Below are 25,464 nucleotides of genomic sequence, written 5' to 3'. Positions count from 1 at the left end.
CGGGCCGCGGCGGGTGTGGTGCGGACTAGTTGCCGTTGTTGAACATTCCGCCACCTCCAGCGGGTACGGCGTTCGGCTGGGCGGGCTTGTCGAGCACCTCGCCCATGATGGTGAGCACCACGGGCTCATTGCTTACGTTGGTGGTCAGGGTAACGCGCTTGCGGAACTTGCCCAGGCGGTCGGTAGCGTAGCGCACCTTGATCTCTCCCTTTTCACCGGGGGCCACGGGGGCCTTGCTGTAGCTGGGCACGGTACAACCGCAGGAACCTACGGCGTTGGTGATGATGATGGGTTGGTTACCCGTATTCGTAAAGGTGAAGGTGCGGTAGGGGTCGGCGTTCTGCTGAATGGTGCCGTAGTCGATCTCGGTCTGCTCAAAGGTCATGCCGGCGGTAGCGGCGGCGGACTGCTCGGTAGCCGGCGCCTGGGCCTGCAGGCCGACGGAAAGGCCGCTGAGCAAAAGGAGGAGGGAGAAAATGCGCTGCATATCAGAATGTTTTTCTTCGGGTGTAAAGGTACGGCCGACACCTCAAGTGCGCCAGTAGCCACCACTACAACGCCGGGAGTACCCAAAAGATGATACCGGACCCCGGGATAAGTTGTTAAGGAGATGGAAAAACTTCTGTGATTCGCTTGGATATTTAAAATGGGGACCCTTATCTTTGCCACCGCTTAACCGCCACGGGGGATTAGCTCAGCTGGCTAGAGCGCTTGCATGGCATGCAAGAGGTCACCGGTTCGACTCCGGTATTCTCCACCCCGAAACGCCTCCGACAGTTCGCTGTCGGGGGCGTTCGTGTTTATTCCCTCTCCATATCCAGGGCGTACGTCAGGGGGATTTTGCCCTCCAGCCCGCGCAGCTGCCAGCGGTGGTCGCCCACCTTTACCGTATCCGGGAAGCAGTCGTAGGGAGAGAAGTCGTACTCCTGAAACGACCGCAGCCGCAGCCCCTCCTCCACCAGGGCCGTAATTATGCTGCTCAGGGGGTGGTCCCAACTGACGATCTGCCCGCTTACCCCTTCGCTGCCGTCGGTGTAGCTGCCCTCTTCCTCCACGATGGGGGCGCCGCCGAAGTAGGAATACTTGATTCCGGTGCGGTCCTCGTTCCAGAGCCAAGCCAGGGGGTGGAACTCCACAAATACGAAGCGCCCGCCCGGCCGCAGGTAGCGGGCCACGATGGCGGACCACCGCCGGATGTCGGGGAGCCACCCGATGGTTCCGTAGCTGGTGAAGACGTAGTCGAAGCTCCCCGCCTCATCGAGGTGGTCGGGCAGGCTGTACAGGTCACAGTTGATAAAGCGCGCCTCCAGTTCGGCCCGCTCCGCCAGTTCCCGGGCGGCGGCGATCGCCTCGTCGCTCAGGTCGACCCCGGTGACTTCCGCTCCCCGTCGGGCCAGCGACAGGGTATCCTGTCCGAAGTGGCACTGCAGGTGAAGGATGCGCTTCCCGGACAGGTCTTCGGGCAGCAGGGCCAGCTCAATTTCCCGGAGGCTGTCCTGCCCGGCCAGCCAACCTTTCACGTCGTAAAATTCACTCCCCAAGTGGGCGGGGGTGCGGGCGTTCCAGTGCGCCCGGTTGATTTCAAGGTAATTTTCCATGGCCCAAGGATAATATTTTTGCGGCGGTGCGCGGGTTCCGTACCCTGGCGAAATGCCGGGACAACCGGATTTAGCCTTATCTTCTGCCACCTAATCCCACCCCCTCCAGTGCTGCTTCCGGTTCCCCGTCGTGCCTTCCTCCAGTCCCTGGCCACCCTGCTGGCGGGGAGCTGCCTGGCCCTGCCCGCTGCCGGCCGCCGCCCCCCGGCCGAGGTGATCATGACGGTGGGTGGCCCCATCTCACCCGACGCCCTGGGATTCTGCCTGCCGCACGAGCACGTGCTGTCGCGCTTCGGCGCCCCGCCCGTGGAGCCGGCCCCTTACGAAACCGCCGCCGCCGCGCGGGAAGTCGTTCCCTACCTTAAATACCTCGCCGAGCTGGGCGTGGGCGCGATCGCCGACTGTACCGCCTATTCCTTCGGGCGGGCACCGGAACTGTTGCGGGAACTCTCCCGACTTTCCGGCCTTCACCTCATCACCAACACCGGCTACTACGGCGCGGCCGACGACCGCTACGTGCCCGCGGAAGCCTACGATCTGGATGCGCAGGGCATTGCTGACCGGTGGATCGCCGAATTCACAGATGGCATCGGGGAAACCGGCATCCGCCCCGGCTTCATCAAGACCGCCGTAGACTCCGGCCCCCTCTCCCCCATCGACGGCAGGCTGGTACGGGCCGCCGCCATCACCCACCGGGCCACCGGACTGAGCATGGCGATTCACACTGGCGACAATGCCGCCGCGGCCGAACAACAACTGCAAATCCTTGCCGAAGAGGGCGTATCCCCCCGGGCCTGGGCGTGGACCCACGCCCAGAACCTGACGGACCCCGCCCCGCTGCTGGAGGCTGCCGGACGGGGTGCCTGGATCAGCCTGGATGGCATCAAGACCCCCTACTTCCAGGCCGGCCGCAAGCAGGGAGACGACACCCTGGACCGTCACCTCCAACACCTGCTGGCGCTGCGCGCAGGGGGATTGCTGGACCGCGTCCTGCTCAGCCACGACGGCAGCAGTTTCCCGCCCGACCTCGCGGCCCGGCGGCCCATGGATACCTTGGCAAACACCTTTCTGCCCCTGCTGCGGGCCGCGGGCTTCACGGAAGCGGAAATCCACCAGCTTACGGTCACCAATCCCGCGGGCTTTTTTACGATCCGCCAGCGGCTGCGCTAGGCCGGCCACCCCTCAACCCGCAGGCCGCTTCCACGTTTCCCCATTCTATACCAAAACAACCCATCATGCCATTACGACTAGGAGAAACCGCCCCCAACTTCGATGCCCAGACCACCGAAGGAGACATCAACTTTTACGACTGGGCCGGCGACCACTGGGTGGTGCTGTACAGCCACCCCAGCGACTACACCCCCGTCTGCACCACCGAGCTGGGGCGCACCGCGGCCCTGAAGGAAGACTTCGAGCAGCGGCACGCCAAGGTGATTGCCCTGAGCGTCGATGACCTGGACAGCCACCACGGCTGGGTGAAGGACATCGAGGAAACCCAGAACGTGACGATGAACTTCCCCATCATCGCCGATCACGACCGCAAGGTGGCCGTAGCCTACGACATGATCCACCCCGAGGCCGACGACAAGTTCACCGTGCGCTCCGTCTACATCATCGATCCCAACCGCAAGGTGCGGCTGACCCTCACCTACCCCCCTTCCACGGGACGCAACTTCCAGGAAATCCTGCGGGTGCTCGACAGCCTTCAGCTGACCGACAACTACAGCGTGGCCACCCCCGTGGACTGGAAAGACGGCGAGGACGTGGTGGTGAGCCCCAGCATCGCTACCGAGGACATTCCGGACAAGTTCCCCAAGGGCCACAAGGAGATCAAGCCCTACCTGCGCACCACCCCCCAACCGAACCGCTAGTCGGCCGGTAACCGAAAAAGGCCGCCTCGCGACGCGGTTGCGACAGTTGTCAGGCCAATCAATTTATTACCTTGCTTCCCTGGCGGCGCGGGGCCTCCCCCGCCGTCGAGGAAGCATTTTGTTATCAACCCCGAACCATATGAATAGAATTTCCCTGCTCATCCTGTTATTCCTTGGCACCTGCGTGCCCGCCCTCAGTACCCTGCACGCCCAGGACAACGGCGAGGATGAGAAAACCGAAAAGAAAGACAAGAACGCCTACCGCGACCTGGTGAAGGACGCCACCGTCCAGGAAGGATTGTTTGGCGTGATCAGCAAGGACGGCAAGACCTACTTCGAACTGCCCGTTCAGTTGCTGGATGAAGAAATCCTGGTCGTGAGCCGCATCAGTGGCCACGTGAAGGGCCTCAACTTTGGTGGCGCGGGCATGAAAAGCCGTCCCCAGCAGGTGGTGCGCTGGCAGAAGCACGGCGAGAAGGTCCTGCTGCGCAGCGTGAGCTACAACAGCGTGGCCAGCGAGGAACTGCCGGTGTACCAGTCGGTAAAGAACAACAACTTCGAGCCCATCGTGGCGGCCTTCGACATCAAGGCCTACGGCCCCGACAGCGCTACGGTGGTGGCCGACGTAACCCCCTTCTTCACCAACGACGAGCCCATGATCGGCGCCCTCGACGACGACGAGCGCAAGCGGTTCGGCATCAAGGGGCTGGACAAGGACCGCAGCCTGATCATGCGCGTGAAGGCCTTCCCCAGCAACGTGGAGGTGCGCCACGTACTCACCTACAAGGGCGACGACCTGCCGGACAACAAGGTGACCGGCACCCTTTCCGTAGAGATGAACCAGAGCTTCATCCTGCTCCCCGCCGACCCCATGAAGCCCCGCAAGTACGACCCCCGGGTAGGCTACTTCAGCATCGAGCAGACCAACTACGGCCTGGACGCCCAGCGCGCCGAGAAGCAGCGCTTCATCACCCGCTGGCGGCTGGAACCCGTGGATATGGAAGCCTGGGAGCGCGGTGAACTGGTGGAAGTAAAGAAACCCATCGTCTACTACATCGACCCGGCCACCCCGGCCGAATGGGCCCCCTACATCAAACAGGGCGTCGAAGACTGGCAGAAGGCCTTCGAAGCCATCGGGCTGAAGAACGCTATCCAGGCCAAGGACGCCCCCACCAAGGCCGAAGACCCCGACTGGAGCCCCGAAGACGTACGCTACAGCGTGATCCGCTACGTGACCACCGAGATCCAGAACGCCCAGGGACCCCACGTCCACGACCCCCGCACGGGTGAGATCCTGGAGAGCGACATCATCTGGTACCACAACGTGATGAACCTGCTGCGCAACTGGTACCTGATCCAGACCGCCGCCGTGAACCCCGAGGCCCGCAGCGCCAAGTTCGAGCGGGAAGTGATGGGCAAGCTCATCCGCTTCGTCTCCGCCCACGAGGTAGGTCACACCCTGGGACTGCCCCACAACATGGGCAGCAGCCCCGCCTACACGGTGGAGCAGCTGCGCACCCCCGGCTTCGTGCAGGAGAACGGCGTGGCCCCCAGCATTATGGATTACGCCCGCTTCAACTACGTGGCCCAGCCCGAAGACGAAGGCGTGGGACTCCAGCCCAAGATCGGCCCCTACGACTACTACGCCATCCGCTACGGCTACCTGCCCATCCCGGAAGGGAACGAGGAACAGGTGCTCAATGAAATGATTAAGGAGAAGGCCGACGATCCCATCTACCGCTACGGACGACAGACCCGCAATGGATACGACGCCAGCGCCCAGACGGAAGACATCGGCGACGATGCCGTACTGGCCTCCACCCTGGGCATCGCCAACCTGAAACGCATCGTACCCCAACTCCAGGGTTGGATGGCCGAGGACGGCAAGTACTTTGACAACCTGGAGGAGGTATACGACAACGTCATCGGCCAGCTGCGCCGCTACACCGGCCACGTGGCCAACAACGTAGGCAGCGTATACGAGTGGCAGCGGAGCAGCGACGAGAACAAGATCGTCTACGAAACCGTGAGCCGCGAGAAGCAGGCCGCCGCTGTACAGTTCGTCAACGAGCAGATCTTCAAGACGCCCATGTGGCTGGTCAATGAGGACATCCTCCAGCGGATCTCCGCCACCGGGGTAGCCGAAAAGATCGCCTCCCTGCAGGAGTACGCCATCCGTACCCTCTTGGATGAGGAGCGGCTGAACCGCATGGTGGAGAACAAGGCCCGCGACGCCAAAACCTACGGGGTGATGGACCTGATGGAAGGCACCCGCAGCGGCGTCTTCACGGCCGAAAACACCAACAGCAGCTACGGCCGCAACCTCCAGGCCGCCTACGTAGAGGCCGTGACGAAGTTGCTGAAGAACGAGGAGGTGGCCGCTGACGTCCGCGCCGCCGCCCGCGCCAACCTGACCCAGATCCGTACCCAGCTGTCGAACGGCAATCGCCCCGGCGACGCCCTGGTGCAGGGCCACCGCGACGAGCTGGCCCAGAACATCCAGGTTGCCCTCACCGGCCTGGAAGCGATGACCGGCAAGTAAGTTCCCGTCCCCGGGATCCTACCCGTCCGCCGCCCGCCCCCGAACCTCCGGGGGCGGGCGGCGGCGTTTCGGGAGGACCCATCATGCAACCCCCGCTGCTTCCAGGCGTTACCCTTGCACGCATAACCCCGATTTACCCCCATGCCCGAGCACGGCGAACCCATCCTGTTGCCCCCCGCTGACCTTGCCGCCGCCACCCGACGCGCCGAAGCCCTCATCCCGACCCCCTACGGGGATTTCCGTATGATCGCCTACGCCGGCGACGCCGAGGACTATACTCCCCACCTGGCCCTCGTCCACCCGGAGATGGATCCCAAGGACGACGTTATCGTCCGCCTCCATTCCGAATGCATCACCGGCGACCTCTTCGGTTCCAAACGCTGCGACTGCGGTGAACAGCTCGACCGGGCCCTGCGCATGGTTGCCGCCGGGAAGGGAATCGTGGTCTACCTGCGGCAGGAAGGCCGCGGCATCGGCATCATCAACAAGCTCAAGGCCTACCAGCTGCAGGACCAGGGGCTGGACACCATCCAGGCCAACCTCCACCTCGGGCTGGAAATCGACGCCCGCCACTACGGGGTGGCCCAGGGCATCCTGCAGGACCTCGGCATCCGCCGGATCCAGCTGCTGACCAACAATCCGCTGAAGGTCGACTCCTTTGGCGAAGGCCCCATCGAGGTGGTTCGCCGCCTCCCGATCATCGTATCCCCCGGTGAAGCCAACCGCAACTACCTGCGTACCAAGCAGCTGGACATGGGCCACTGGCTGAAGTAAGCCCCCCACCCCGCCGCCGTTGCGCGATATCACCGCCGGGTATGACCTGTGTCACCTCCTGAGGCCGGGCCGCTGACCACTTTTGTGGTATGCGACACGTATTAGTACCCACCGACCTCAGTTCCCCCGCCGACAACGCGCTCGAATACGCCCGCTTGTTGGCCGAGGAATTTTCGGCCCGCCTGACGCTGGTCTACATTCACTCCCTGCCGCGGGATCCGCTGCGCATCGGCGAAGTGAGCTCGGAACTGTACCAGCAACAGGAAAAGGCCCTCCACGCCCGGGCCGAACGCCTGCGCGACCAGGGGCTGGAAGTAGACATCCACATTCAGCTGGGCAAGCCCATCGGGCGCCTCAAGCGCCTCATCTACCGCAACCCCTTCGATCTGGTGGTCATGGGTTGCCAAGGGGAGAACCAGGTGGCCGGACGTTTCTTCGGCAGTACCACCACCGCCCTGATGGATGAGGTGACGGTGCCCATCCTGGCGGTTCCCGCCGGCTTCCCCCCCGCCTTCCCCCGCGCCCTGATGTGGGCCACCGACCAGCGCCCCGTCCGCAACGCCAAGACGCTGTATCCCCTGTACGAACTGGTGGAACGGGCCACCACCGAGTTGCGCGTCTTCCACTACCAGGAGTCCGGCGAGAAAAAACTCCCCGACGAAAGGTTCAAGGAACTGCTCGCCGAGGTGCGCCACGATTTCTTTTACCAGCTCGCCGACGGCGACACGGTGGAGGGAGCCATCCGGGAATTTGTCCAGCTGACGGGCGTCGACCTGATTACGGTGATCCACCGGCAGTCGACCTGGCTGAGCCGCCTGATCGTCGCCTCGAACACCCGGGAAATCATCTGGCGCTCCCCCGTCCCCGTCCTTATCCTCCAGGAGGTGACCACCCTTTCAAGCGTTGCCTCATGATGCCCTTCTTCAAAACCCTCTTGCTGATCGCCCTTGCCCCCGCCGCCGGGATGCTGTTCAGTTGTTCTCCGGACCAGCAGATGGACGCCGACAAACTGGAACGCCAACTACTGATCGTATGGATCGCCACCGAAACCGACGACCCCACCGTAGCCCGGGCAGCGACCGCCGCGGCCCTGCGCAACTGGAACGAGCTGCGCACCGCCTACCTGCGGGTTTCTCCTACGGCCCAGGAGCGGGATGTACTCCGCCGCATCGACCTCTGGATGGTGGGATTGCGCAACGCCGTGGACAATGCCCCCGCCCACCGGATCATCAGCCACCTGAATCAGTTGCACAACAACCTCGGAGAGCTGCGGCCCCAATACGGCATGGACCATCCCCTGGACCTGCTCTACGCCTTCAGCCGGCAGTGGGATTGGGTCAGTGAGATCAGCCAGGACCAAATGATGTGCCTGCTGGAGTGGGGAGAATACGCCGTGGCCTACCAGCAGGCCCGCAACCATTGGGACCGCTTCCAGGCCATCCCGCCCGTCTACGCGGCGGGTACCCTGCCGGGCCGGTTGAGCCGCAGCACCACCACCGAACACGCCGCCTTGCGGCTCACCAATGCCCTGGCAGATTTCGAGCGACAACTGGCTGAGGCAAACCACGGTCCCATGGCCACTTCGGCGGCCCACGTGCGGACCGAATTCTTTCACTTCCTGGCCGCCGCGGTGATGTATCCCGCCGAGGTAGCCGCCCGATAATCACCCCGATTATGAAACGCATCGTCGTCCCCGTAGATTTTTCCGCTACCTCCGCGGCCGCCACCCGTTTCGGGACCTACCTGGCGGAAACCATGAAGATGGACCTGAGCGTCGTCCACGTTTTTGACGTCCGCCTCAGCACCTCACAGACCATCTCCAGCCGCGCCCGGGCGGCCGAGCGGCAGCGACTGGAGGACCGCCTTTCGTATTTCACCCGCCGCAACGTGGAGCCCGTGCTGGCCACCTTCCAGGGGCGGATGGACGTGCTGCCCGCCGTAAAAACCCTGGCCCTCGAGGGAGGTGCCGCAAAGCAGCTCACGGAGCTATCCCATGCCGAAGATGTGGGCCTCATCGTGATGGGTGGAGTGGGTACCGGCGCCGGGCTGCAGCCACCGGGAGCCTTCGGCGGAGTAGCGCGGGCCGTAGCCCTGCGCGGCGGCTGTCCGGTAATCCTCATTCCCAAGGACTACGGCTACCCCCGGGTGGAACGACTGGCCCTGGCATTTGACGGGACCGACGACATCCGCCACATGAGTGGATTCGCCAGGAAGATCATCCGGGCCCTGCGGCCTGAGGTCCATTTCGTTCACGTGGCCGGACGGGATGCGGAAGCCGAATGGCAAACCAAGAAGGAATTCCTTGACCTCGCGTGTGGACCGAATTTCCCGAGCTACACCTACCACCTCGATGAACTCAATCACGGCCCCGTGGTGAAGCAACTGCTGACCTATACGGAGCGCACGGGAATCGACCTGCTGATCCTGGGCGGCGAGCGGCGGGGCTTCCTCGAACGGCTCATCGCCCCGGGCCACCTGCGGCCCCTCATCAACCGCAGCGGGGTGCCCATTCTCGTGATTCCCTTTCAACGGCAGGTATTATGAAAGACTACGTCGCTCACCACCGCGAACTCCAGGGAGCCATGAAACGGCTCTCCGGTATGATCCCCCATACCATGCGATCCTTCGGACAGATGCACCGCGACAGCCTGGCCGATGGGGCGCTTTCCCGGAAATCCAAGGAACTCCTAGCCCTGGCCATTGCCATCACCGTGCGTTGCGACGGCTGTATTGCCTTTCACGTCCACGATGCCCTGCCGGCGGGTGCCGGGCAGGAGGAAATCGCCGAGGCCATTGGCGTCGCGGTATTAATGGGTGGCGGCCCGGCCGTAATGTACGGTTGTGAAGCCCTGCAGGCCCTGGAGCAGTTCGCCAAGTCCTCCGCTTAACCGGCTACCGGCACCTTCAGCGTGACGGTCTCATCCAGGGCGGGGACAAAGGTGGACCACCCATAGGCGTCCCGTAGTTTCACCCGCAGGACGTCGGCCGCGTGGGGTTCCCCGTGGACGATCCACACTCCTGCCGGATCCGGCTGGATTTCACCGGCCCAGTGCAGCAATTCCTGCTGGTCGGCGTGGGCGGAAAGCCCTTCCAAGCGGTGGATACTGGCCTTCACCCGGTAATATTTGCCGAAGATCTTGATTTCGTGGATTCCCTGCTCGAGCTGACGCCCCCGCGTACCCTGGGCCTGGAACCCCACCAGCAGCACCCGCGTTCGCGCATCTTCAACGTGGCGGGTCAGGTAGGAAAGCACGCGACCACCAGTCACCATGCCGCTGCCGGCAATCACCACCCGGGATTCCTCCCGCGCCTGTACGTCCAGGCTCTCCGGGTAGGTCCGTACGGTATGAATCGTATCGGCCATATTCCGGCAGGTTTCCGGACTGAGTTTGTGCCAGTCCGGAAAGCGGTCAAATACGTGAAGTACGCGGGAAGCCATGGGGCTGTCGAGGTACAACGGCATACCGGCGGGGAGTTTGCCGGCCTGGCGGAGTTGCCACAGGTAATACATGAGACTTTGGGCGCGCTCGACGGAGAAACTGGGGATGATGAGCGTCCCGCCATCGGCGTAGGATTCCGTGATGAGTTGTCCGAGTTGTTCGGCGGGATCGGCAGGGGGATGGAGGCGGTCGGCGTAGGTGCTTTCGATCACCAGCCAGTCGGCTCGTTCCGGGCGTTCCGGGTCCGGCAACAGCGGATCCCCCGGGCGGCCTACGTCGCCGGAAAATACCAGCCGCCGTCCGTCAATGTCAACTTCCAGGAAGGCGGCCCCGATGATGTGGCCCACGGGTCGGAAGCGGACGGCCACTGCCGGACTCACCTGCTGCCACTTTCCGGCTGCCTGGGGCCGGAATCGCTCGAGGGTCCGTGGTACGTCTTCCGTGGCGTAGAGGGGCTTGGCGGGGTGGTGCTTGCTGTACCCCCAGCGGTTGGCGTGGTTAGCCTCCTCTTCCTGCAGCTTGGCGCTATCGCGCAGGATGATCTCGGCGACGGCGAGGGAGGGTTCCGTACCCCAGATTTCCCCGGTGAAGCCATACCGCTCCAGCCGGGGAAAATACCCGCAGTGGTCGAGGTGGCCGTGGGTCAGGATCACCAGGTCCAGGGTAGCCGGATCATAGTCGGGGCGGGCCCAGTTCAGGTTACGGAGGGTCTTGAGCCCCTGGAAGAGGCCGCAGTCTACCAGGATGCGCCGGTCATCCACCTCGAGGAGAAATTTGGAGCCGGTAACGGTACCGGCGCCGCCGAGAAAGCGCAGGTGAATTGAATCTGAGGGCATGGGCACTGGTGTAATGGTCAGGGGCTTTCACCGGGATTATCCCCCCGGCGATACAATCGCCGGGGGGTAAGTGATCGAAATGGCCCGGATTTAGGAAGGCATTCCGTCCGGGCGCTGGGCCACGGCCGAGCGGGCCGTTCCCTCCTGGGCCATGATGTGGTCGGTGGTCAGGATGAGGAGGGGCAGGCGGGCGCGCAGCACGGCTTCCTTGGTGTTGCTCTTGCGCAGCAGCTTCTGGAACCAGGGGCGTTCCGGCCGGTGCATAATCACCATGCTGCACTTGTTTTCGAAGGCGTAGGCGAAAATGGCGCCGATGGTGTCCGCGGCCATGCGGTCCGTAAAAGTGGCGCGGTAGCCGTATTCCGGCCGGTCAAACATTTCCCGCAGCAGTTCCAGGTCAAATTCTCCTGCCTCTCCCTCGTCGGTATTGACGTGGAGGAAGTGAAGGTTGGGCCGGAAAGGCCGCAGGGCCTGGAGGATCTTGCGGGCCTGGAAGGCGCCCGCACTGTGGAGGTCGGTCGCGAAGCAAACCGACTCCAGGGAGGTGTAGGGGGCCCCGGATGGGATAACCAGCACCGGGCAGGGCGCGCGATTGACCAGGGAGGAGGTGTTCGTCCCGAGGATATCGTCCCAGTTGCCGTGGCTGCCGGAGGTGCCCATGATGATGAGCTGGCTGCCTTCGTGCTCGACGTGTTGCCGCAGGCAAAAGCCGAGTTCACCCGCCCGGACGAAAGTACGGATGCCGGGCACCTTGTTGAGGTCCTTGCCGACCTCGGTGATGCCCTGCTTGGAAAAGGCAACCACTTCCTCCCGGGCTTCTTTCTGGAGGGTAATGGAAAGCTGATCGACGAATGACCCGTAGCCCATATTGGCCGGGGTGGGTGGTATGACGTACAGCAGATCGATGGTGGCCCCGAGGGTGTCGGCCATCCGCAGGGCGTAGCGGTAGGCATTGAGCGCGGCGGGGCCGAAATCGGTAGGGACGAGGATGGAAGTGATCTTCTTCATGGCGAACGGACTCTGTTGTTTGTGGTAAAATTGGGTGGTGGCCCGCCCGCACCGGGTGACACAGATCAATCACGGCCGTGATTTCCGACACCCCGATCCGCTGATCGGGCGCGGAACTTTGAAGCTCACCAACCCGCTTGCATCCATGTCCCGCATCCTAATTCCCGTCGACTTCAGCCTGCCCTGCCACAACGCCTACCGTTTTGCCCTCCACCTGGCCGAAGAAATGGACCTCGATGTCGTACTCACCCACTACTACAGCGGGTCGATCGATCCCCGCGTCCCCCTTTACATTACGGGAGACGGTACCATCCAGGGCAGCCACGAAGAACAGCTGCGCAAGTTCGCCTACTCCACCGGACCGGGAGCCACCCAGCCGCTGGTAGAACCGCCCTGTGGGGTGGAAGTGACCTTTGAGACCGAGGTGAGCTTCAGCCCCTCCGCGGCGATCATCAAGCGGGCCCACCGCCCCGACATCAGCCTGGTGGTGATGGCACCCCGCAGTTCACCGCCCATGCTCGACAAGTGGCTGGGCAGCACCTCAACTACGGTGAGCGAAGCCTGCCGCCGGCCAGTGATCCTGGTACCCGATGGCGCCAGTTTCCGTTCCTTTGAAGAGATCGTGGTGGCCAACAATTACACTACCGCCGACCCTTACCCCCTCTGGCAGCTTGAGGGACTGGCCAACCTCTTCGGGGCCAAGGTCCACTTCATCCACGTTAATACCCTGGCCGAAAAGGGCAAGCCCCGCTTCCTGCCCTGGAAACTCATGGAGGAGTTGCTGGACCGCACCCCGGCGGCCAACTATCCCTTTGAGGTAGTGACGGTGGAGGACAAAGACATCTCCCACGGCCTGATGGGCTACGCCGATGAAGTGGATGCCGACCTCATCGTTATCGTCAACCAGACCCGCAGCCGCTGGCGTGCCATGCTTCGCGCCAGCCTTACCCAGGACCTGGCGCTGCGGTCGCAGCGGCCAGTGTTGGTCCTCCACACCGCTACCCTGGCGGCACCGACGGATACCATTGCCGCTCCGGAGTTCGCCGGGGACGAAGCCGGGTAAACCGGAGACTCCCTTATACGAGGAGACTGCGCAGGGCCTCGGGTCGGGTAATCCTGATCCGGCGCCCTTCGGTTTCCACGAGTTGGTCGCGCTTGAAGTCGGACAGCGCGCGGGTTACGCTCTCCTTGGTTGAGCCCACCATCTGGGCAAGCTCCTCCCGCGACAGCAGGATCGGCTCGTCGCCGTGCCGCTTGTCGAGGTCACAGAGCACCAGCGCCGTGCGCCGGCGCACGCTGTCGTAGGCCTGGTGAACGAGCTGTTCGCTGTGGTGAACCACCTGGCCCGCCAGCAGGTGCATCAGGGCGGCGCTGATCGATCGGTCGGCATTGATCAGGGTCATGAGTTGCTCAGTTGGCAACAGTTGGCAGCGCGCCGGACCCGCCGCTGCCCGGGCGGTGTAGTGAAAGGGACTCCGCTCCAGGGCGGAAGTGATTCCGAAGATATCGCCCGCCGCCAGTTCCGCCAGAATGTAATCGCGACCGTATTCGTGGGCCCGGCTCAGGTGCACGCGTCCTTCGCTGATGCGGTAGACAAAGTGGGGGTACTCTCCTTCCCGCACCACCGCCGCGCCGGCGTCAAAGGTTCGCTCCCGGTCGGCAACCGCAAAGGCTTCTTCCAGCCGGGCCTTGCCGCGATCCGCCACGTCGAGGTGGGCCGTGGCGGGTTCCTCCCGGCGGCGGAGGGCGGCCTTCTTGAGCCGGGTCCGGATCACCTGCAGTAGTTCGTCCTTGTAAAACGGCTTGGTGATGTAGTCATCCGCTCCCAGGTTCATCCCGTGACGAATGTCATCAACTTCCGTGCGGGCGGTGATGAATACGAAGGGAATGCCGGCGGTCCGCTCGTTATCGGAAAGCAGGTTGAGCACCCCGTAACCGTCCAGCTCAGGCATCATGACGTCGCACAGGATGATATCCGGCAACAACTCAATGGCCATTTTGGCCCCGGAAAGGCCATTCGCCGCTACCGTGGTATGGTAGCCGTAGAGTTCGAGGATTTCCGCCAGGTTCTCCCGGACCGCCTCGTTGTCCTCAATGATGAGTACGTTGATCTTTTGCTTTTCCATGCCCTACGCTTTTTCGGCCGAGGGTAATGCGATGGTGAAGGTCGTGCCCTCCCCCTCCCGGCTGGTGAAGGAAACGCTGCCGTCCAGCAGCTCGACGTACTGGGCCACGATGTTCAGCCCCAACCCCGTCCCCTTGATGTTTTCCGCGTTGCGGGCCCGGTAGAAGCGGTCGAAGAGGTGCACCCGGTCTTCCTGGGGAATCCCGATGCCGTGATCCTGAACCTCCAGCTTGATTACTCCCCCTTCGTGGCTGCCCCGTACGTGGATGGGGGAAGCCGCCGGGGAGTATTTCGCCGCGTTGGACAGCAGGTTGATGAGGATTCGCCGCAACAGCTTGGCGTCGGTGACGATCCACGGTCGCGCACCGCTCAGGTCTACGAGGATCTCCTGTCCGGGCTGCAGCTGTCCCTCGCTCGCCTCGATGGCCGCCGACACCACGTTCTGAAGGCGGACCTTGCGCAACACAGGTTTGATCTCTCCCTGTTCGAGCTGGCTCAACGACAGGAAGTCGTTCAGGACTTCGGTGAGTTGGCCCACCGCGTCCTTGATGCGGTCGAGGTGACGCTGGCGCTTGGGCTGTTGTTCCCCGTCGGTATAGAGCTCAATCAGTTCGGCGGAGCTGAGTACGGTACTCAGGGGGGTCTTGAATTCGTGGCTGGCCAGGCTGAGGAAGCGGCTTTTCAATTCGTTGAGTTCCCGCTCCTTGCCCAGGGCCCGCTGCAGTTCGGCTTCCCGGGCGCGCAGGGCGGCGGTACGCTCGATCACCTTGCTTTCCAGGCTTTTGTTCAGGTCGTCCACCCGCTTCTTGGCCAGGTGGAACTCGCTCAGGTCGTGGAGGATGCCGGTATAGATGGTGCCTTCCGCCAGTTTGGCCTCGCTTACGGCCAGGCGCAGGGGAAATTCGCGGCCATCCTTGCAGCGGCCGGTTACTTCCCGACCAATCCCGATGATGTGGGGCACCCGCGTGCGCTGGTATCGCTCCAGGTATTCGTCGTGGTGGGTACGGTCGTGGAAGGACATCAGCATATTGACCTTCTGCCCCCGCAATTCATCGGCGGTATAGCCGAACAACTCGCAGGCCGCCCGGTTGACGTTCTCCATGACGCCCCTGGCGTTCATCGTGATGATGCCGTCGGTGGCCATTTCAAACAAGGCCTTCAGTCGCCGTCCGTCGTCCTGACTCATGGGATGCTGGCGGACAATAGTTTAAGGAGCCCGCATCCCAATATCGGGCAGCTGCGGCAATTTTCCGCATCCGTCAGGCCCAGCGGGGCTTTGGGGGCCTCCCTTCCCACCGGCACCCGCGCCATGTCGCCCCAGTGAACAAAGCCCCCCGGAGAAACTTCGTAGAACGGAACGTATTCTGCCTAAACGAAACTTATATGCCGCTTACCGCCCTCGCCCACGGGATTCACCGCGAATGGGACAACCTCGTTGACCGCCTGCGCTGGGGCCACGACAAGCCCATTGACGTGGCCAACTACATTGGATTCGGGCGGCCCGATTACCTCTACCTGACCGGCCGCGTGCTCCGCGACCGGGGCATCAGCCGTAACGAAAGGGACCAGCTCTGGCACAACCTGGTCAACAACTTCAAGCGGTTCAACAGTCGGGAGATCGACGACGCCGAAGTGGAGATCACCTGGGGCGAGCAGACTTTCCGGCGCACCACCGACAGCGAGGGGTACTTCCAGGTGGAGCACCACTGCAACCCGGAGGAAGCCCCCCACTTCGGCGACAAGCTGTGGCAGGAAGCCACCGTCCGGGTGGTAAGCACCCCCCTGGACGGGCCAGTGAACCACGTCTCCCACTCCGACGTGGTGATGCCCCAGGAGGCCGAATTCGGCATCATCAGCGACATCGACGACACCATCCTGCAAACCGACGTTACCAGCCGGTTCAAGCTCAAGACCATGATGCATACCCTGCTCAAGAACGCCGGCAACCGCCGGGCCTTCGAGGGGGTGTCCGACTTCTATCAGGCACTGCAGGGTGGACCCGATGCGAAGGGCTACAATCCTTTCTTTTACGTATCGAACAGCCCCTGGAACCTCTACGACCTGTTGCTGGACTTCCTCCACCTGAACCACCTGCCGCGGGGGCCCATCCTGCTGCGGGATTTCGGCCTACCCGCCGAGGATACCGTGCAGTCGTACAAGACCCACAAGGCGGATATGGTGGACAAGATCCTGTCAACCTACCCCCACCTGCCCTTCATCCTGCTGGGCGACAGTGGGGAGGCGGATACCGACATCTACCTGGAGGCGGCCCGCAACAATCCGGAACGCATCCTCTGCATCTACATCCGTGACGTGCAGCACGAGTTGCGGGCGCGGCGCATCGAGGACCTGATCGAGGACATCAGCGAGATCAACGTGCGGCTGGTGGGCTCCTATGAGGAGGCCGCCGAGCACGCCCGGGCGATGGGCTGGATTCAGTAGGCGACGAGTTCCAGGGCGGCCTCGACGATGTCCATCGTTTGGGGCTTGCTGGCGTAGTTGCCGTCGTCGGCGTAGGCCGGCCGGTGCACGGCGGCGGTCAGGGTACGCACCGGGGCGTCGAGCAGGCGGAATGCATCCTGCCCTTCGATGATCTCCCGTTCGAGGTAGGCCGAGGTTCCGCCGGGCATGTCTTCATCCACGATGAGCAGGCGGTTGGTCCGCGACAGGTAACCGGCGATGCGGTGCTCCAGGTCGAAGGGCAGCAGGGTCTGAACGTCGACCACTTCGACGCCGATGCCGCGCTCGGCCAGGATGCCGGCGGCTTCCACGCACAGGCGGACGCAGGCGCCGTAGGTCACGATCGTCAGGTCGTTGCCCTCGGTAAGGCGTTCCGGTACGCCGAGGGGAACGCGGAATTCCAGTAGGTTGCTCGGTTCCGGTTCCCGCAGGCGGTATCCGTTGAGGACTTCGATCACCAGGGCGGGATCATCGCCGTCGAGCAGGGTGTTGTACATGCCCACGGCCTGTACCATGTTGCGGGGCACGCAGAGGTGCATCCCGCGCAGGCTGCCGATGAGGGGCGAAAGGTAGGAGCCACTGTGCCAGATGCCTTCCAGGCGGTGACCGCGGGTGCGAACGATCATCGGGCAGGCCTGCATCCCATTGGTCCGCCAGCGCAGGGTAGCTACGTCGTCGGTCAGGATGGGCAGCCCGTAGAACATATAATCCAGGTACTGGATCTCGGCAATGGGCCGCAGGCCGCGCATGGCCATGCCCATGGCCTGACCGAGGATGGTCCATTCGCGGATGCCGGTATCGAAGACGCGGTGGTCGCCGAAACGTTTCTGGAGGCCGGCGAAGCCCTGGTTGACGTCACCGATCTCCCCCACGTCCTCCCCGAAAGCGAACAGTTCGGGGCGCTCCGCGAACTTGGCCGCGAAGTAGTGCTGGAGGATTTCGTAGCCGGGCAGCTGCTTGCCGTTTTCTTCGTAGTCAGCCGGGGTGCCCCCGATGCGCAGGGGCGACCGGGGCGTATTGCTGAGCAGGTGGGAGCCCTTGGCTTCCTTAAGTTCGTAGGTGGCGTCACGCAGCCAGTCGCCCAGCGGGCGGGGCAGCTCCTTAGCTCCGAGCTGGAAGCGCAGCCGGCGCACCGCGTCGATGAGTTCGGAGAGCAGGGGGTGGCTGAGGGACTGGATCTGGCGGGCGAAGGCCTGAAGGGCGGCATCCCGTTCGGCGGGGGGCGGCAGCAGCTCCAGCAGGGCGTCGCGGCGGGCCTTGCGGGGGGTCGTCAGGTTCTCCCAGGCGCGCTTGCGGGCGGCGGCTACCTCCTTCTTGGCGCGGCGGTCGAGTTCGTCGAGATCGGCCGCTTCCGCTACTCCGGTAGCCAGCAGGTAGTGGCGGAACTGCGCCAGGCAGTCCCAGGTCTTTTCCCACTGCAACCGTTCCTCGCTCTTGTAGCGTTCGTGGCTGCCACTGGTGCTGTGTCCGTTGGGCTGGGTGAGCTCCTGGACGTGGATCAGGGCCGTACGGTGATGTTTGCGCACGCGACGGGCCACCTTGGGGTAGAGTTCCACCAGGGCCGGGTAGTCCCACCCCTGTACGGTGTAGATATCGATGCCGTTGCTCTCCCCTTCCTGCTGCAGGCCGGCGAGGGCTTCGCTGATGCTGCTTTTGGTGGTCTGGAGTTCCACGGGAACGGAGATGCCATAACCATCGTCGACGACGGTACACACCATGGGTACCCCGACCACGCCGGCGGCGTTCATGGTTTCCCAGAAGACGCCCTCGCTGGTGGAGGCATCACCGATTTCGGTCCAGCTGATTTCGTTGCCGTCGCGGGAGTGGAGTTCGGCGGGCAGTTCGTTGTCCTGGCGGTACACCTTGGAGGCGAAGGCAAGGCCGAAGCCGCGGGCCATCTGTCCGGCGGTCGGACTGGTGGCGCTGCTCAGGTTGAAGGTTTGGGTGGTGTCGAGCCAGTTGCCGTCCTCGTCGACGGTGCGGTTGGCGTAGTGGCCGCCCATTTGCCGGCCGCCGCTGAAGGGGTCGTGCTGTTCGTCGGAGTAGAGCTGGGCGAGCAGCTGCTCGGGGTCGGCCATGCCGAGGGCGAGCAGGAGGGTGTGGCCGCGGTAGTAGTCGGCCCGCCAGTCGCCCTTCTCGATGGCGCGGGCCATGGCTACCTGATAGAGTTCCTTTCCGTCGTCGCTTACCCCGAACTTTGCCCGGCCGCTGAGGACGTCCTTTCTGATGACATTACTGAGTTCTCGGCTCACGCGACAGACGTAGTAGTCATTCAGCGCTCGCTCAAAGTCCGATTCCGGCAGTTTCCGGAAGTCCGCGGTGGTTAGCTCGGGATCTTTCAGGGGCAAAACATTGAGGTTTAATTTCCGCGGGGGTCAGCCGCAAATTTGGTCAGGGTAACATGTCAAACGAGATCGGAACGCGGGTGTTCCGGGTATTGCGAAGGTAACAGAAAATTACGATTCCCGGTTGATTACCAGCCCTGGAGCGCTGCCCTCGTACAACGGTACGGAGATGGAGTCGTCCCAGCGCAGCAGGGTGGCCACTCCGTCTTCCAGCCGCAGGTAGGTGGAGTAGTTGAGCCACTCCCCGAGGTTGAGGTAACGGCTGCGCCCGTTGCTCAGGCGGTAGTCGATGGGCAGGTGGCGGTGGCCGAAGATGCAATAGTCGAGGGTCGGGTCCTGGGCGATCCGCCGTTCGCAGTAGGCCACCAGCCATTCGCGGTCGGGGCCGTAGAACTCGGTTTCCGAAGGTTGGGATTCCCGGCTCTTGTTGCTGAAGAACAGGGCCAGCCGCATGGCCAGGTTGGGGTGCAGGCGGGCGTAGAGCCACTGGGCCCAGGGGGCGGTCATGACCTTCTTCATGCGCTTGTAGCCGTAGTCGCCCGGGCCCAGGCCGTCGCCGTGGCCGATCAGCAGTTTCTTGCCCTGCAGCTGGTGCACTACGGGCTGCTGGTGGAGGGTCACGCCGGTTTCCCGGGGCAGGTAGTCGCGCATCCACAGGTCGTGGTTCCCGGTAAAGACGTGGATCGGGGTGCCGGCGTCGGTGATTTCCGCCAGCTTGCCCAGGAAGCGAACGAACCCCCGGGGAACGACCTCTTCCCACTCGAACCAGAACTCGAAGAGGTCACCCACCAGGTAGATGGCGTCCGCCCCTTCGCGGACGCAGTGGTCTAGCCAGCGCACGACCTGCCGCTCCCGTTCCCGACTGCTGCAGCGGGCGTCGGCCCCAAGGTGGAAGTCGGAGGCGAAGAATATCGGCATGGCCGAAAGATAGGAAGAAGGCGGCGGTAGTGCCCTACCCCAGGTAGCTCCGCAGGAGGTTCTTGTTGCGGCTGCGCCGCAGCCGGCGGATGGCCCGCTCCTTGATTTGCCGCACCCGCTCGCGGGTAAGGTCGAAGCGGTCCCCGATCTCCTCGAGGTTCAGCTGCTCCTCCCCGTCGAGGCCGAAATAGGCCGCCAGTACGGCCCGTTCGCGGGGGGCCAGCAGGTTCAGGTTGGCGATGATTTCCTTGGTGAGCGACTCGCCCATCACCTTCAGGTCGGGGTTGGAGCCCTCATCGTTGGGCAGGGTGTCCAGCATGGTGATGTCGCTGTCGTCGCCGGCCACCGGGGCGTCAAACGAGAGGTGGCGCATGCGCCCGCGCAAGGCACGGTCCACGTCGGCTACGGATATCTTTAGCACTTCGGCCAACTCCTCGGGTTCCGGGTCCCGCTCGAACTCCTGCTGAAAGCTGGCGATGGCCTCCGTGATCTTGGTGTAGCCGGCGGCCTTGTTGTTTGGCATCCGCACGAGGCGGCTGTATTCCACGATGGCCTGCATGATGCTCTGGCGGATCCACCAGACGGCGTAGGAGATGAACTTGAAGCCGCGGGTCTCGTCAAACCGCTTGGCGGCCTTGATGAGGCCTACGTTGCCTTCGTTGATCAGGTCCGAAAGGCTCAGCCCCTGGTTCTGGTACTGCTTGGCTACGGAGACGACGAAGCGCAGGTTGGCCTTCGTCAGCCGCTCCAGGGCGGCCTGGTCGCCTTCCCGGATGCGGGCCGCCAGGTAAGCTTCGTCTTCCGGCGTCAACAGGTCGATCTTCCCGATATCGGTCAAATACTTCTCCAGCGCGATGCTCTCGCGGCTGGTAATTTTGTTGCTTATTTTTAGTTGACGCATTCGGGATTACCTTTTCAAACCTGGGTTTTTTACGCTTCAAATCCAGTCCTAATATAGAAAACTTTACCTGAGGCTTGGTTATTAATGCTGTATAGGAATCCAAAAGTTACCGCGGGGTCCCAATTATTCGACGAACGGCCGGAAATGGCGGCCTGGCTTACCTTCCGCGTTCCCCGATTCAGTCTTTTCAACCCCCCTCCTCCCTATGGCCAGTAAATTCTACAGCATTTTCGCCCTGAAGTGCCCGACCTGCCACCGCGGCGACCTCTTTTCCACGCCCAGCTTTTCCTTCCGCGAACCCTTTGCCCAGTACACCCATTGCCCGGCGTGTGCGCAGCCCTACTTCCCGGAGCCCGGTTTCTATTACGGGGCCATGTTCATTTCCTACATCGGTTCCGGTTTCTTCTGTCTGGGGGTCGTCATGTTCCTGCGCTGGGTACTCGACTGGTCGATGTTCGCCTCCTTCGCCGCCCTGCTGGCCATCGTGGCCATACTCTTCGTGTGGTGGTTCCGGGTGGCCCGCTCGGCTTACCTAAATTTGGTCTACGGCTTCAAGCCCGAGGTAGCCGCCGCCGTCGACGCCGGCAAGCTGGAGGTTGCCCCACCGAAAACCGTTAATCACACCTGATCCATGGCCCGCAAAAACTACGCCCCCAAAAAGGAATCCGCCACCGACAACCCCTTCGCCGCCCTCTCCGGCCTGGGTGACCTGCCGCCCGGCCCCGATCCCTCCCAGGAGGATGCCACGGATTCGGGCGCGGACGCGGGTGCCGTGTACCCCGATGCCCTGCGCGTGCTGCTCGACCGCAAGCAGCGCCGGGGCAAGACGGCCACCATCGTCACCGGCTTCCAGGGCTCCGACGAGGCGCTCCAGGAGCTGGGCAAACAGTTGAAGGTCACCTGCGGGGTCGGTGGTTCGGCCAAGGACGGTGAGATCATCATCCAGGGCGACCAGCGCGAACGGGTGGTAGCCTGGCTGCGCACCAACGGCTACCCCAATACCAAGAAGTCGGGCGGGTAGGAAGCCCCTACCCTTTCCAGCTGGATTTCAGTCCCACGGTGAGGTTCACCACCGGCTTGCCCGGGGCGCTGTCGGGATCCACCGTGAAGTACCCCTTGCGCAGGAACTGGAAGCTGTCGCCCACCCCGGCCTCGGCCAGGGCCGGCTCCCCCTTTGCGGTCACTACGGTCAGGCTGTTGGGATTGATGAATTCCAGGAAATCGCGGTCCTCGTGGTCCATCGGCGTGGGGTCCGTGAACAGGGGTTCGTACAACCGCGCCTCCAGGTCCACGGCGGTGGCGGCATTCACCCAGTGCAGCGTACCCTTGGCCTTGATGCCGCTGGTGTCTTCCCCGGAGCGGGAGTCGGGGTAGTAGGTGCAGTTGATCTGGGTTACGTTCCCTTCGGCGTCTTCCTCGTGGCCATCGCAGTGGATGATGTAGGCGCTTTTCAGCCGTACGTCCTTGTCGGGGGCCAGGCGGAAGTACTTGCGGTTCTGGGGTTCCTTGCGGTAGTCTTCCCGCTCCACGTAGAGTTCGCGGCTGAAGGGCAGTTGGCGGGTGCCGCTGGCTTCGTTTTCCGGGTTGTTCTCGGTGTCCAGCCATTCGGTTTTTCCTTCCGGATAGTTGGTGATCACCAGCTTGACCGGATCGAGCACGGCCATATAGCGGTCGGCGTCCCGGTTGAGTACTTCCCTCACCTTGTACTCGAGCAGGTCGAGCGTCTGCTGGCTGTCGCGGCGGGTTACGCCGGTGTCCATGCAGAAGTTGCGGATTGCCTCGGCGGGGTACCCCTTGCGGCGCAGGCCAGCCAGGGTGCTCATGCGGGCGTCATCCCATCCGGTCACGATGCCATCGTCGACCAACATTTTGAGCCGCCGCTTCGAAGTGATGAAGTAGTCGACGTTCATGCGGGCGAACTCAATTTGCCGGCTGGGGAAGATTTCCAGGGCATCGATCAGCCAGTTGTACAGGTCGCGGTGGTGGCGGAACTCCAGGCTGCACAGCGAATGGGTGATCTCCTCCAGGGAGTCACTCTGCCCGTGGGCAAAGTCGTAGAGGGGGTAGATGCACCAGGCGTCGCCGGTCCGGTGGTGGGCTTCGTGCTTGATGCGGTAGAGCACCGGGTCGCGCAGCAGCAGGTTGGGATGGGCCATGTCGATCTTGGCGCGGAGCACCTTGCTGCCGTCGGGGAATTCCCCGGCCCGCATGCGGGAGAACAGGTCGCGGTTCTCCTCCGGGCTCCGGTCGCGGTAGGGGCTGTGGGTGCCGGGTACGCCGATGTCGCCTTTCTGGGCCTCGATTTCCGCGGCTGAGGACTCATCCACGTAGGCCAGTCCCTTGTCGATCAGCCGCAGGGCGAAGCCGTACAGGTCCTCAAAGTAGTCGGAGGCGTAGCGGGTTTCCCCCTCCCACTCGTAGCCGAGCCAGCGGATGTCGTGCTGGATGTTGTCGACGTAGAGGGTTTCCTCCGTGCTGGGATTGGTGTCGTCCATGCGGAGGTTAGTCTTGCCGCCGAACTTCCGGGCCGTCTCGAAATTGATCACGATGGCCTTGGCGTGGCCGAGGTGGAGGTAGCCGTTGGGTTCCGGGGGGAAGCGGGTATGGATGCGACCGCCGTGTTTGCCATTGGCCAGGTCTTCAAGGATGATCTCCTCGATAAAATTGTCGGCTTTCTTATCCGCAGTTGACATTCAGAATACTTTGGGAGGTAACGCTAAGAGAAACGGCGAAGTTACGACAAGGCCCGGGGGCCTCCTACTACTGCCATCCGTCGCGTTCCAGGCGGGTATACTTCTCTTCGACCGCCTGCCGCAGCGATTCCTGGTAGTCGGCCATCCGCTGGCGGATGTCGGTGTCGCGGGCGCCCAGGATGCGGGCCGCGAGCAGTCCGGCGTTCTTGGCGCCGTCCAACGCCACGGTAGCTACCGGGATGCCCCCCGGCATTTGCAGAATGGAGAGCACGGAGTCCCAACCGTCGATGCTGTTGCGGCTCTTGACCGGCACCCCGATCACCGGCAGCGGGGTCAGGCTGGCTACCATGCCCGGCAGGTGGGCCGCGCCCCCGGCTCCCGCGATGATTACCTCGATCCCGCGCCCCGCCGCCTCCCGGGCGTAGGTGAACAGGCGGTCCGGCGTGCGGTGGGCCGATACCACGGTGACCTCCACGGGGATGTTGAATTCGGTGAGGATTTCCGCCGCTTCGCGCATGACGGGCAGGTCGGAATCGGAGCCCATAATGATGGATACCATGCTGTGTAGTCTGTGTTGGTGTGGTGGGGCAAGGTACGCTGTTCTTTTGTCAGACATCGGATGTCTGTCAAAATGACAGACATCCGATGTCTGACAAACCGTCGCTACTCCCCCACCCGCCCGGCGGCCTCTTCCAGCCCGGTCTGCCGCCGCCGGCTTTTCACCTGCTCGTTGCCGAAAGTGTAGCTCAGACTGAGGGCGATGCGCCGGCTGTCCCACTGCCCGGCCCCGGAACTGCGCAGCCCGTTGAACTCACTCGTGCCGTTCCAGCCCGAGGTGTAGAAGAGGTCGTTGCCGCTGACCTTCACGTTCAACCGTTCGTTCCAGAACTTGCGCTGCAGCCCACCATTCAGCGCCCCGAGCTCGCGGTAGCGGAACACCCCGCCCCACACCCCCGGCCCGGAGAAGTAGCCCCCCACCTCGGCCACGACCGACCAGGGCAGATTGATGGTATTCTGTACGAAAAAGCTGTAGCTCCAGGCCTTCAGGTCGATGGTTGCCCCGTCGCCGTAGTCGGCCCGGTTGTACAGGTGGCTGCCGGATGCATTCACGTAGAGGTTCCAGGCCTCGGTGAGCTGCAGGGGGGCGCTGACGTTGAAGGAGTACACCTGCTGGGAGGCCAGGTTGTCCCAGCTGATGTATCCGGCGCGGGGATCCTCATCGTCGGGGCCGATCAGCCGCGTAATCTGGTTGGCGGTGTTGCTGTAGGCCAGCTTGAAGTTATAGCGGTAGGCGTGGGTATACCCCAGTTCGAGGTTATCGACGATTTCCGGACTGAGGAAGGGGTTCCCGCGCTCGTAGCTGAGCTGACTCAGCTGGCGGCGGAAGGGGTTCAATACGTTGTAGTCCGGCCGGTTGATCCGGCGGCCATACGCCAGGTTAAGGGTGTTTCCGGCGCGGGCGTTCAGGGCGTAGGTTATTCCGGCGTTTGGGAAAAGGCTGACGTAGTTCAGGTTCACCGGGGGCTCCTGCAGGTCGGCCCGAAAGGGAGTGAGCTCCCCGGTTGCGTCGGTAATTTCCACCCGCAGGCCGGAGGTGTACTTCCACCGCTCCCCCAGGTCACCCTGGTAGCTCAGGTAGCCCGCGTAGACGTTTTCGGTGTAGTCGAACTGGTTGCTGCGGCGGTCGTCGAGTTGCTGTTCCGGATTAGCCCCGGGCTGCACGGCGTAGAACAGGAAGGTATTGTTGGTCTGCACCCGCGACAGCTTGACGCCCGCGGTGAAGGTACCCGCCGCCACAGGTTGTTCGTAGTCGGCCTGGGCGGTGTAGATGTCGATGTCGGTGGGGGTGTCAAAGAAATTGAGTAGTTCCGTCAGCGGACTGCCCTCCCGGTCGAAGTAGGCGTTGCTCTGGTCCGAGAGGTGGTCGGTGCGGAAGCGACCGTAATCCAGGTC

Annotated in this window: 24 protein-coding genes and 1 tRNA gene; 13 read left to right on the top strand and 12 right to left on the bottom strand. The window is 63.3% G+C overall.

The genetic code is table 11. The features are described 5' to 3' along the window. Nucleotides 1–25 precede the first annotated feature (25 nt). On the bottom strand, nt 26–487 hold the full coding sequence (locus CGL56_RS14520; RefSeq protein WP_099107297.1) for a DUF1573 domain-containing protein: 462 nt from the start codon (nt 485–487) through the stop codon (nt 26–28). 196 nt (nt 488–683) lie between these two features. Here CGL56_RS14520 and CGL56_RS14515 point away from each other — a divergent pair. After that, nucleotides 684–757: transfer RNA gene (locus CGL56_RS14515), tRNA-Ala, on the top strand. Nucleotides 758–800: 43 nt separating this feature from the next. On the opposite strand, the gene CGL56_RS14510 is transcribed toward CGL56_RS14515, so the two are convergent. Continuing rightward, nucleotides 801–1,598: a class I SAM-dependent methyltransferase gene (locus tag CGL56_RS14510; protein WP_099107296.1), complete on the bottom strand. Its 798-nt coding sequence runs from the start codon at nt 1,596–1,598 to the stop codon at nt 801–803. A gap of 108 nt (nt 1,599–1,706) precedes the next feature. Between CGL56_RS14510 and CGL56_RS14505 the strand changes: the two genes are divergently transcribed. From CGL56_RS14505 to CGL56_RS14470, 8 genes are all read left to right on the top strand, one after another. Further along, complete coding sequence (locus CGL56_RS14505) at nt 1,707–2,768, top strand: phosphotriesterase family protein (protein ID WP_099107295.1); 1,062 nt, start codon at nt 1,707–1,709, stop codon at nt 2,766–2,768. 65 nt (nt 2,769–2,833) lie between these two features. Further along, the gene (locus CGL56_RS14500; RefSeq protein WP_099107294.1) at nt 2,834–3,469 is read left to right on the top strand and encodes a peroxiredoxin; all 636 of its coding nucleotides are present in this window, start codon (nt 2,834–2,836) and stop codon (nt 3,467–3,469) included. A 139-nt stretch (nt 3,470–3,608) separates the two neighbouring features. Next, nucleotides 3,609–6,011, top strand: a complete 2,403-nt coding sequence (locus CGL56_RS14495; protein ID WP_099107293.1) for a zinc-dependent metalloprotease — start codon at nt 3,609–3,611, stop codon at nt 6,009–6,011. Nucleotides 6,012–6,152: 141 nt separating this feature from the next. Next, on the top strand, nt 6,153–6,785 hold the full coding sequence (gene ribA, locus CGL56_RS14490) for a GTP cyclohydrolase II (protein WP_099107292.1): 633 nt from the start codon (nt 6,153–6,155) through the stop codon (nt 6,783–6,785). An 89-nt stretch (nt 6,786–6,874) separates the two neighbouring features. Continuing rightward, entirely contained in the window at nt 6,875–7,699 is an 825-nt protein-coding gene (locus CGL56_RS14485) for a universal stress protein (protein ID WP_099107291.1), read from the top strand. After that, nucleotides 7,696–8,448: a hypothetical protein gene (locus CGL56_RS14480; protein ID WP_099107290.1), complete on the top strand. Its 753-nt coding sequence runs from the start codon at nt 7,696–7,698 to the stop codon at nt 8,446–8,448. Before CGL56_RS14485 ends, CGL56_RS14480 begins: the two co-directional genes overlap by 4 nt. Before the next feature lie 11 nt (nt 8,449–8,459). Next, nucleotides 8,460–9,329 (top strand): universal stress protein, encoded by an 870-nt coding sequence (locus CGL56_RS14475; protein WP_099107289.1) that lies wholly within the window; start codon nt 8,460–8,462, stop codon nt 9,327–9,329. Next, nucleotides 9,326–9,673: a carboxymuconolactone decarboxylase family protein gene (locus tag CGL56_RS14470; protein WP_209280400.1), complete on the top strand. Its 348-nt coding sequence runs from the start codon at nt 9,326–9,328 to the stop codon at nt 9,671–9,673. Before CGL56_RS14475 ends, CGL56_RS14470 begins: the two co-directional genes overlap by 4 nt. On the opposite strand, the gene CGL56_RS14465 is transcribed toward CGL56_RS14470, so the two are convergent. Beyond that, a complete protein-coding gene (locus CGL56_RS14465; RefSeq protein ID WP_099107288.1) occupies nt 9,670–11,061 on the bottom strand; it encodes an MBL fold metallo-hydrolase RNA specificity domain-containing protein in 1,392 nt (463 codons plus the stop codon). The genes CGL56_RS14470 and CGL56_RS14465 overlap by 4 nt on opposite strands. Nucleotides 11,062–11,151: 90 nt before the next feature. After that, nucleotides 11,152–12,069 (bottom strand): universal stress protein, encoded by a 918-nt coding sequence (locus tag CGL56_RS14460; protein ID WP_099107287.1) that lies wholly within the window; start codon nt 12,067–12,069, stop codon nt 11,152–11,154. 145 nt (nt 12,070–12,214) lie between these two features. On the opposite strand from CGL56_RS14460, the gene CGL56_RS14455 reads away from it, so the two are divergent. Beyond that, nucleotides 12,215–13,132 (top strand): universal stress protein, encoded by a 918-nt coding sequence (locus CGL56_RS14455; RefSeq protein ID WP_099107286.1) that lies wholly within the window; start codon nt 12,215–12,217, stop codon nt 13,130–13,132. Nucleotides 13,133–13,145: 13 nt separating this feature from the next. Here the strand turns inward: CGL56_RS14455 and CGL56_RS14450 are convergent, their stop codons facing one another. Together CGL56_RS14450 and CGL56_RS14445 are read right to left on the bottom strand one after the other, a co-directional pair. Beyond that, nucleotides 13,146–14,195, bottom strand: a complete 1,050-nt coding sequence (locus CGL56_RS14450; RefSeq protein WP_099107285.1) for a response regulator — start codon at nt 14,193–14,195, stop codon at nt 13,146–13,148. 3 nt (nt 14,196–14,198) lie between these two features. Next, nucleotides 14,199–15,380: a PAS domain-containing sensor histidine kinase gene (locus CGL56_RS14445; RefSeq protein WP_099107284.1), complete on the bottom strand. Its 1,182-nt coding sequence runs from the start codon at nt 15,378–15,380 to the stop codon at nt 14,199–14,201. A gap of 197 nt (nt 15,381–15,577) precedes the next feature. Between CGL56_RS14445 and CGL56_RS14440 the strand changes: the two genes are divergently transcribed. After that, nucleotides 15,578–16,636 (top strand): App1 family protein, encoded by a 1,059-nt coding sequence (locus CGL56_RS14440; protein ID WP_099107283.1) that lies wholly within the window; start codon nt 15,578–15,580, stop codon nt 16,634–16,636. On the opposite strand, the gene CGL56_RS14435 is transcribed toward CGL56_RS14440, so the two are convergent. From CGL56_RS14435 to CGL56_RS14425, 3 genes are all read right to left on the bottom strand, one after another. Further along, nucleotides 16,630–19,002, bottom strand: a complete 2,373-nt coding sequence (locus CGL56_RS14435) for an alpha-ketoacid dehydrogenase subunit alpha/beta (protein ID WP_245184306.1) — start codon at nt 19,000–19,002, stop codon at nt 16,630–16,632. The two genes, CGL56_RS14440 and CGL56_RS14435, sit on opposite strands and share 7 nt — an antisense overlap. Nucleotides 19,003–19,110: 108 nt before the next feature. After that, nucleotides 19,111–19,917 carry a UDP-2,3-diacylglucosamine diphosphatase gene (locus tag CGL56_RS14430; protein ID WP_099107282.1) on the bottom strand — a complete coding sequence of 269 codons (807 nt, stop codon included), beginning with the start codon at nt 19,915–19,917 and terminating at the stop codon, nt 19,111–19,113. Nucleotides 19,918–19,951: 34 nt separating this feature from the next. Next, nucleotides 19,952–20,818 (bottom strand): sigma-70 family RNA polymerase sigma factor, encoded by an 867-nt coding sequence (locus tag CGL56_RS14425; RefSeq protein ID WP_099107281.1) that lies wholly within the window; start codon nt 20,816–20,818, stop codon nt 19,952–19,954. Nucleotides 20,819–21,023: 205 nt separating this feature from the next. Between CGL56_RS14425 and CGL56_RS14420 the strand changes: the two genes are divergently transcribed. Continuing rightward, nucleotides 21,024–21,446: a DUF983 domain-containing protein gene (locus tag CGL56_RS14420; protein WP_099107280.1), complete on the top strand. Its 423-nt coding sequence runs from the start codon at nt 21,024–21,026 to the stop codon at nt 21,444–21,446. 3 nt (nt 21,447–21,449) lie between these two features. Continuing rightward, a complete protein-coding gene (locus tag CGL56_RS14415) occupies nt 21,450–21,839 on the top strand; it encodes a translation initiation factor (RefSeq protein ID WP_099107279.1) in 390 nt (129 codons plus the stop codon). A gap of 7 nt (nt 21,840–21,846) precedes the next feature. Here CGL56_RS14415 and CGL56_RS14410 read toward each other — a convergent pair whose 3' ends face one another. The 3 genes from CGL56_RS14410 to CGL56_RS18490 all read right to left on the bottom strand — a co-directional run bounded on the left by CGL56_RS14410 (nt 21,847) and on the right by CGL56_RS18490 (nt 25,461). Beyond that, complete coding sequence (locus CGL56_RS14410) at nt 21,847–23,511, bottom strand: glutamine--tRNA ligase/YqeY domain fusion protein (protein ID WP_099107278.1); 1,665 nt, start codon at nt 23,509–23,511, stop codon at nt 21,847–21,849. Between the two features lie 67 nt (nt 23,512–23,578). Next, nucleotides 23,579–24,070, bottom strand: coding sequence for a 5-(carboxyamino)imidazole ribonucleotide mutase (purE, locus tag CGL56_RS14405; protein WP_099107277.1), 492 nt, complete (start codon nt 24,068–24,070; stop codon nt 23,579–23,581). 104 nt (nt 24,071–24,174) lie between these two features. Further along, nucleotides 24,175–25,461 (bottom strand): outer membrane beta-barrel family protein, encoded by a 1,287-nt coding sequence (locus tag CGL56_RS18490; protein WP_406603293.1) that lies wholly within the window; start codon nt 25,459–25,461, stop codon nt 24,175–24,177. Between the last annotated feature and the right edge of the window lie 3 nt (nt 25,462–25,464).

The organism is Neolewinella marina (assembly GCF_002631205.1).
GTDB lineage: Bacteria > Bacteroidota > Bacteroidia > Chitinophagales > Saprospiraceae > Neolewinella > Neolewinella marina.
The sequence above is the reverse complement of the archived record's forward strand: the minus strand, read 5'-3'. Positions and strand labels throughout refer to the sequence as shown.